Origin of the sequence: Bradyrhizobium sp. UFLA01-814 (assembly GCF_046718885.1) — a bacterium.
Lineage (GTDB): Bacteria > Pseudomonadota > Alphaproteobacteria > Rhizobiales > Xanthobacteraceae > Bradyrhizobium > Bradyrhizobium elkanii.
Genome location: NZ_JAQOSR010000267.1, coordinates 1 through 7,739, shown reverse-complemented (window position 1 = coordinate 7,739; position 7,739 = coordinate 1). Strand labels below are relative to the sequence as shown.

Below are 7,739 nucleotides of genomic sequence, written 5' to 3'. Positions count from 1 at the left end.
GCGCAGGCCGTGCCCGCGCGCGGTCCGACAGCGCGAACACGTAATTGGCGAGGACATAGCCCGTGTAGAAATAGACGAAGCGGGAGCAGAACTCGTCGATCACGGTCCAGCCGGTCGCGACATGCGCGGTCTCCAGCGCTGCCGCGATCAGCCAGATCACGAGCGGGGGGACATTGCGCGCGAGCTTGGTGACGACGAAGAAGATCGGCAGCAGATAGATGAACCACAGCGTGCCGAACGGCTCGATGAAGGACTCGAGATATTGCAGCCCAACCTGGGCCCAGCCGGTCTCGGCGGCCAGCGACGGCGCCTTGAAGCCAAACTGGATCGTCACCCAGAGCACGTAGAAATAGGCGAAGTGCATCACCTTGCGGTCGAGATAGGTGCGCCAGTCGCGATCGATCACGACCGACAGGAACAGGCCCGAGATCAGGAAGAAGTCCGGCATCCGGAACGGCTTCGCGAACATCACGACATAATGCATGAAGCCGGTCTGCTCGGCGGCCTTCTCGACCCCCAGCACCGAATGCATCATCACGACCATGATGATGCAGATGCCCTTGGCATAGTCGACCCAATCGACGCGTCCGCTCGCGCGTGGAGCGGAACGATCTGTCGCAGCGGCTGTGCCGTTTGTGGTCATCTTTGTCCTGTTCCGGCGTGATCGGGCCTATCATCGGCCCGATCGGTTGCTTTCTCCTTTATTGATACAAGCGATGTGCCACCGAACCGGACCTTTCCGCGGGTTTCCCGTGGCTGGCGAATGGTCTAAGAGGCGAGGAAATCCGAGACGGTTGGTTAACCATGGGACGCAGCCCGGCCCGAGCGCCGCTGCGGTGATGAAGGTCCTTGCCGCGCCAATTCGATAGTCCGCTGCCGATCGACGCCGTGCTCGATGAGCTCGACCGCACGCTCGATGGTCACAACGCCGCAGTGCTGGTGGCGCCGCCGGGCGCCGGCAAGACCACGCGCGTGCCGCTCGCGTTGCTCGATGCATCCTGGGCGAGGGGCAAGAAGATCATCGTGCTGGAGCCGCGCCGCATCGCCGCGCGCGCCAGCGCCGAGCGGATGGCGAAGACGCTCGGCGAGCGTGCCGGCGAGACCGTCGGCTATCGCGTGCGCTTCGGCTCGAAGGTGTCGCGCGCGACGCGGATCGAGGTCGTCACCGAAGGCATCTTCTCGCGCCAGATCCTCGACGATCCCGAGCTCAACGGCGTCGCCGCGGTGCTGTTCGATGAATTCCACGAACGCTCGCTCGATGCCGATCTCGGGCTGGCGCTGGCACGCGACGCGCAGACCGGCCTGCGCGAGGACCTGCGGATCCTCGTGATGTCGGCAACGCTCGACGGAGCACGCGTCGGAAAACTGCTCGGCGACGCGCCGGTGGTCGAAAGCGAGGGCCGCGCCTTTCCGGTCGAGACCCGTTACGTCGGTCGCAAGACCGATGCGCCGGTGGAGCGGCAGATGGCCGAGACGATCGCGGCCGCGCTGCGCGCCGATACCGGCTCGGTGCTCGCCTTCCTGCCGGGCGCCGCCGAGATCCGCCGCACCCAGACTTTTTTGGCCGAGCGCGTACACGACGCCGCGGTCGAGATCGTGCCGCTGTTCGGCGCGCTCGATGCCAGCGTGCAGGATCGCGCCATCGCGCCGGCGCCGAAGGGCACCCGCAAGGTGGTGCTGGCGACCTCGATCGCCGAGACCTCGCTGACCATCGAGGGCGTGCGCATTGTGGTGGACTCCGGCCTCGCGCGGGTGCCGCGCTACGAGCCTGACATTGCGTTGACGCGGCTCGAGACCGTACGCGCCTCGCGCGCGGCGGTGGACCAGCGGCGCGGCCGTGCCGGCCGTATCGAGCCCGGCGTCTGCTACCGGCTCTGGGACGAGCCGCAGACCGCGTCGCTGCCGGCCTACACCGCGCCCGAGATCCTCTCCGCCGATCTGTCCTCGCTGGTGCTCGACCTCGCGCAATGGGGCGTCAGCGATCCGGCAGGCCTTGCCTTCCTCGATCCGCCGCCGGGGCCGGCGCTGAAGGAAGCCAAGTCGCTGCTGTCGGAGCTCGGGGCGCTCGACGGCGATGGCCGCATTACAGAGGAAGGACAGAGCCTGCGCGCGCTGGCGCTGCCGCCGCGGCTGGCGCGCATGATCGTGGATTCCGCCCGCTTCGGTATGGGCGAGGAGGCGGCCGAGATCGCCGCGGTTCTGACCGAGCGCGGGCTCGGCGGCGACAGTGTCGATCTCGACGTCCGGCTCGACCAGTTCCGCCGCGACCGCTCGCAGCGGGCATCGAGCGCCCGCAGCATGGCGGCGCGCTGGGCCGCGCAGGTGATGTCGGCGGCCGGCGAAGCGAGGGACCTCTCCACCGGCGTCATGCTGGCCTTCGCATTTCCGGATCGCGTCGCCAGGAATCGCGGCAATGGCAGCTTCGTGCTGGCCAATGGCCGCGGCGCCGCCGTCGAGCAGACTGCGGCGCTGGCGCGGCTGCCTTATATCGCGGTTGCCGAACTGACCGGCACGGCCGCGAGCGGCCGCATCCTGCTGGCGGCGCCGATCACCCAGGAGGAGATCGAGCAGCGCTTCGCCGATCAGATCGAGAACGTGGAAGAGGTGACGTTCGACCGCGGCGCGATGGCGCTGCGCGCCCGCCGCAGGCGTTCGCTGCACGCGATCACGCTGTCGGAGGCACCGATGTCGCTACAGCCCTCGGCCGAGACCGCGCGCGTTTTCGCCGACGGCCTGATCGCCGCCGGGCTCGACCGGTTGCCCTGGTCGAAGCACTCCAAGCAATGGCGCGACCGCGTCATGTTCCTGCGCAAAGCCGAGGACGAGAGCTGGCCCGATCTGTCGGACGCAGCGCTCGCCGCGCGTGCCGGCGACTGGCTGGTGCCGGCGCTCTACGACAAGACCGCGCTGAAGGACCTGTCCGCCGGCGAGCTGTCGGACGCGCTGATGGCGCTGCTGCCGTGGGAATTGCGCGCGCGGCTCGATCGCGAGGCGCCGACGCATTTCGAGGCGCCGACCGGAACGCAGCTCGCGATCGATTACGAGGCCGAGCAGGGCCCGACCATCGCGGTGCGGCTGCAGGAGCTGTTCGGGCTCAACACCCATCCCTCGATCGCCAAGGGCGCGGTGCCGCTGGTGCTGGAACTGCTGTCGCCGGCACAGCGGCCGGTACAGGTGACGCGCGATCTGCCCGGCTTTTGGCGCGGCAGTTACGCCGCGGTGCGTTCCGACCTGCGCGGCCGCTATCCGCGCCATCCCTGGCCGGAAGATCCCGCCAGCGCGATGCCGACCAGGCGCGTGAAACCGCGCGGCACCTGACTCTCTGCGCAACCGCGCAGCGCTTGTTGCGCCCGCAGGTCACATTTCTCTCATTCGTCGTCCCGGCGAAGGCCGGGACCCATAACCACAAATGTCTCTTGTTGCGCGGTGTTGGAGCGACGAGTCCCCTCCACGACACCGGTCGCGGTGTATGGGTCCCGGCCTTCGCCGGGACGACACCGAGTCTGTCTTTTCCAGATCATGCCGATCGGTTGCGCTGGCGAGCGTCCGCAAACGGTGGTTAGTTTGCATGCTGGGATGGGATCACGGGCTCGCACATTGGGGACGCTGCCATGGAGATCAGGAACGCATCGCCGTCGCTGTACAACGAAGACCTGGCGCCGGCCAGGGAACGCAACTGGGGCGCCTTCAGCATCTTCAACGTCTGGACCTCCGACGTCCACAGCCTCTGGGGCTATTATCTCGCCGCCAGCCTGTTCCTGCTCTGCGGAAGCTTCGTCAACTTCATCCTCGCGATCGGCGTCGGCTCGCTGGTGATCTTCGTGCTGATGAGCCTGATCGGCAATGCCGGCGTGAAGACCGGCGTGCCCTATCCGGTGCTGGCGCGCGCCTCGTTCGGGGTCTGGGGCGCCAACATTCCGGCGCTGGTCCGCGCCGTCGTCGCCTGCTTCTGGTACGGCGCGCAGACCGCGGCGGCCTCGGGCGCGATCGTCGCGCTGCTGACCCGCATCGACAGCTTCAAGGCGTTCCACCAGTCCAGCCATATGCTCGGCCATTCCACGCTCGAAGTGATCTGCTTCGTCGTGATCTGGGCGCTGCAGCTCCTCATTATCCAGCGCGGCATGGAAACGGTGCGGCGCTTCCAGGACTGGGCGGGTCCTGCGGTATGGCTGATGATGCTGATCCTTGCGATCTATCTCTGCATCGCGGCCGGCGGCATCTCGCTCACCGCGCCGATCCCGCAGGACGTGCTGCTGGAGAAGACCAAGGAAGCCGGCGTGCCCGGCGTGCCCGGCTCTTTCCCGGCGCTCTGCGCCGTCGCCGCCACCTGGATCACCTATTTCGCCGCGCTCTATCTCAACTTCTGCGACTTCTCGCGTTACGCGCCCGACGCCAGGGCGCTGCGCAAGGGAAATATCTGGGGCCTGCCGGTCAATCTGATCCTGTTCTCGCTGGTTGCCGGCGTCACCACGATCGCGGCGTTCAACGTCTATCACGAGGTGCTGCTGCATCCCGACCAGATCTCGGCGAAGTTCGACAGCTGGTTCCTGGCATTGCTCGCGGCGGTTACCTTTGCGGTGGCGACGCTCGGCATCAACGTCGTCGCCAATTTCGTCTCCCCGGCGTTCGATTTCTCCAACGTGTTTCCGCGGCATATCGACTTCAAGAAGGGCGGCTATATCGCGGCGCTGATCGCGCTGGCGCTGTATCCGTTCGCGCCCTGGGAGGGCAACGCCGCCTCGTTCGTCGGGCTGATCGGCGCGACGATGGGGCCGATCTTCGGCGTCATGATGGTCGACTATTATCTGATCGCCAAAGGCCGTGTGAACGTGCCGGCGCTGTATCGGGAGAACGGCGAATATCGCTTCCAGAACGGCTGGAACGTCAGCGCGCTGATCGCGGCCGGCATCGGCGCGCTGTTCTCGTCGGTGCTGCCGAACTTCACCTCGATCCTGCCGGCGTGGTGGGCGGTCTATGGCTGGTTCTTCGGTGTCGGAATCGCCGGCGCGGTCTATTACGCGCTGCGCGTTGCGATGCCGAGCCCGGTCGCCAGGACGGCCTGAAAGACGGCCTGAAGGCCGGCAAATTGCTGCCCGGGCAGGCGGCCGATGTCATTCGGCCGCTTCTCTGGGCTCGCATTAACGCTTCGCTCATCCTTTTCGCCAAAATGGCAGGCTCGTGCCGCCGCCCTCGCTCGCGGCGGGGCGGACGGCGTGGTGAAATTGCGTGTTCGGTTTTCCGAGTATGGTGTCATGCGTAACCTGATGATTTTCGCGGCCATCCTGATCGGGCTGGGCACCTTCATGGCTCAGATGGCCAGCAAGATGTCGCCCGCCGCCGCGACCACCACAAGGCAGACCGCCGCCCCAGCCGTCACGGTGGCGCAGGCCAGTGCCCGCACGTTCAGCATTGCGCCCGATCCTCGCGGTCATTTCGCGACCGACGGCCGGATCGACGGCCAGCGCATCAACTTCATGGTCGACACCGGCGCCTCGGTGGTTGCGCTGAACGAGGCCTCGGCTGCCCGTTTCGGCCTGCGTCCGGTGCCGGGCGATTACACCTCGCGCGTCACCACTGCCAACGGCACCATCAAGGCCGCGCGCGCCCGCATCGCCATGATCGAGATCGGCGGCCTGACCGTGCGCGACGTCGATGCCCTGGTGCTGCCGGACGAGGCGCTGTCGGAAAACCTGCTCGGCCTATCTTTCCTGTCGAAGCTGAAGCGCTTCGAATACGCCAACGGCAAATTGTTGCTGGAGCAATAAGTCATCCTCACGGGATAGCGTGCGACACACTCGCTGTCGTCCCGGCGAAGGCCGGGACCCATAACCACAGACCGTCTTTGGTGAGCAACGCCGGAACGACGGGTCCCGAACCCAACACCCGCTGCGGCGTATGGGTCCCGGCCTTCGCCGGGACGACGATTGCGGAGATCGCGGGCTCGAATCTGTCACCGTAATGCTGGGAAGGCCGACGCGATCCGGCGTTCAACTCGCGGGATAGTTGCCGCCATTTCTGCCGTAATTGTTGGTCACCAGCCCCAGTCTCTGCTTTCGCCCGGCCCGCGCATTCGCTAAAGGCTGCGACGATGTCTTTCTGCATACGACCATAAGGCCGACCCATGTTTCCCAAGCCGAAATCCGCGCTGGTCCCGAACACCTATGCCTTCGAATCCGAGCCGATGGTGAAGCCGACCGGGTTTCGCGAGTACGACGCGCGCTGGCTGTTCAACAAGGAAATCAACCTGATGGGCGTGCAGGCGCTGGGCATGGGGCTCGGCGCGCTGATCGCGGAGCTCGGCGTCCGCCAGGAGATCGTCACCGGCCACGATTTCCGCGGCTATTCCGCCTCGATCAAATACGCGCTGATCTCGGGCCTGATGGCGGCGGGCTGCAAGGTGCATGACATCGGGCTCGCGGTGACGCCGATGGCCTACTTCGCGCAGTTCGATCTCGACGTGCCCTGCGTCGCCATGGTCACCGCCTCGCACAACGACAATGGCTGGACCGGCGTCAAGATGGGCGCCAACCGTCCGCTCACCTTCGGTCCCGACGAGATGTCGCGGCTGAAGGCAATCGTGCTCAACGCCGAATTCAAGAACACGGCCGGCGGCTCCTATCAATTCCACGAGAATTATCCGGCGCGCTACATCGCCGACCTCACCAGCCGGCCGAAGCTGAAGCGCAGGCTGAAGGTCGTCGCGGCCTGCGGCAACGGCACCGCGGGCGCGTTCGCGCCGCAGGTGCTGGAGGCGATCGGCTGCGATGTGATCCCGCTCGACACCGAGCTCGATCACACTTTCCCGAAATACAATCCGAATCCGGAAGACATGGAGATGCTGCACGCGATCCGCGATGCGGTGCTGGCGCACAAGGCCGATGTCGGCCTCGGCTTCGACGGCGACGGCGACCGCTGCGGCGTGGTCGACAACACCGGCGAGGAGATCTTCGCCGACAAGGTCGGCGTCATGCTGGCGCGCGACATGTCGGCGATCAACGCCAACGCGCAGTTCGTCGTCGACGTTAAGTCGACCGGGCTGTTCGTGACCGACCCCGTGCTGCAGAAGCAGGGTGCGAAGACGGTCTACTGGAAGACCGGCCATTCCTACATGAAGCGGCGCACCAATGAGCTGGGCGCGCTTGCCGGTTTCGAGAAGTCGGGCCACTTCTTCTTCAACAAGCCGTTCGGTCGCGGTTATGACGACGGCCTGGTGTCGGCGATCGCGATCTGCGAAATGCTCGACCGCGCGCCCGGCAAGTCGATGGCCGACCTGAAGGACGCGCTGCCGAAGACCTGGTCGTCGCCGACCATGTCGCCGCATTGCGCCGACGAGGCGAAATACGGCGTCGTCGATGCCGTCGTGAAGCACTTCGAGGCGTTGCAGCAGCAGGGCGGGAAGGTCGCGGGCCAGAACATCCGCGACCTCGTCACCGTCAACGGCGTGCGCGTCACGGTCGAGGACGGAAGCTGGGGTCTGGTGCGCGCGTCCTCGAACAAGCCGGAGCTCGTGGTCGTGGTGGAAAGCCCGGTCAGCGAGCGGCGCATGCACGACATGTTCGAGGCGATGGATGCGGTGCTGCGCACGCATCCCGAGGTCGGCGAGTACAATCAGAAGATTTGAGCGCACTGCTCGCCGCGAAGAATGGTGTCATCGCCCGCGAAATGTTTAGTCCGGAGACATGGCTGACACCTGTTCGGACACATCACTGACAGGTTGGCGGTTGGTCAAGTCGATTGAT

5 protein-coding genes are annotated in these 7,739 nt (G+C 66.1%); 4 read left to right on the top strand and 1 reads right to left on the bottom strand.

Going from position 1 to position 7,739, the window contains the following annotated elements:
- Window positions 1-643, bottom strand: a 643-nt coding sequence (locus PMN64_RS40835; protein ID WP_411784840.1) for an acyltransferase family protein, incomplete at its 3' end; no start/stop codon positions are given.
- A 206-nt stretch (window positions 644-849) separates the two neighbouring features.
- Between PMN64_RS40835 and hrpB the strand changes: the two genes are divergently transcribed.
- From hrpB to PMN64_RS40815, 4 genes are all read left to right on the top strand, one after another.
- A complete protein-coding gene (gene hrpB, locus PMN64_RS40830; protein WP_411784839.1) occupies window positions 850-3,318 on the top strand; it encodes an ATP-dependent helicase HrpB in 2,469 nt (822 codons plus the stop codon).
- A gap of 293 nt (window positions 3,319-3,611) precedes the next feature.
- On the top strand, window positions 3,612-5,063 hold the full coding sequence (locus tag PMN64_RS40825; protein WP_411784838.1) for an NCS1 family nucleobase:cation symporter-1: 1,452 nt from the start codon (window positions 3,612-3,614) through the stop codon (window positions 5,061-5,063).
- A gap of 201 nt (window positions 5,064-5,264) precedes the next feature.
- Window positions 5,265-5,765 carry a TIGR02281 family clan AA aspartic protease gene (locus tag PMN64_RS40820; RefSeq protein ID WP_304500201.1) on the top strand — a complete coding sequence of 167 codons (501 nt, stop codon included), beginning with the start codon at window positions 5,265-5,267 and terminating at the stop codon, window positions 5,763-5,765.
- 356 nt (window positions 5,766-6,121) lie between these two features.
- Complete coding sequence (locus PMN64_RS40815; protein WP_411784837.1) at window positions 6,122-7,621, top strand: phosphomannomutase/phosphoglucomutase; 1,500 nt, start codon at window positions 6,122-6,124, stop codon at window positions 7,619-7,621.
- Window positions 7,622-7,739 lie beyond the last annotated feature (118 nt).

Coding starts and splice junctions, on each gene's coding strand:
- PMN64_RS40825 (WP_411784838.1), top strand. CDS start 3,612: ATGGAGATCAGGAACGCATCGCCGTCGCTGTACAACGAAGACCTGGCG.
- PMN64_RS40820 (WP_304500201.1), top strand. CDS start 5,265: ATGATTTTCGCGGCCATCCTGATCGGGCTGGGCACCTTCATGGCTCAG.
- PMN64_RS40815 (WP_411784837.1), top strand. CDS start 6,122: ATGTTTCCCAAGCCGAAATCCGCGCTGGTCCCGAACACCTATGCCTTC.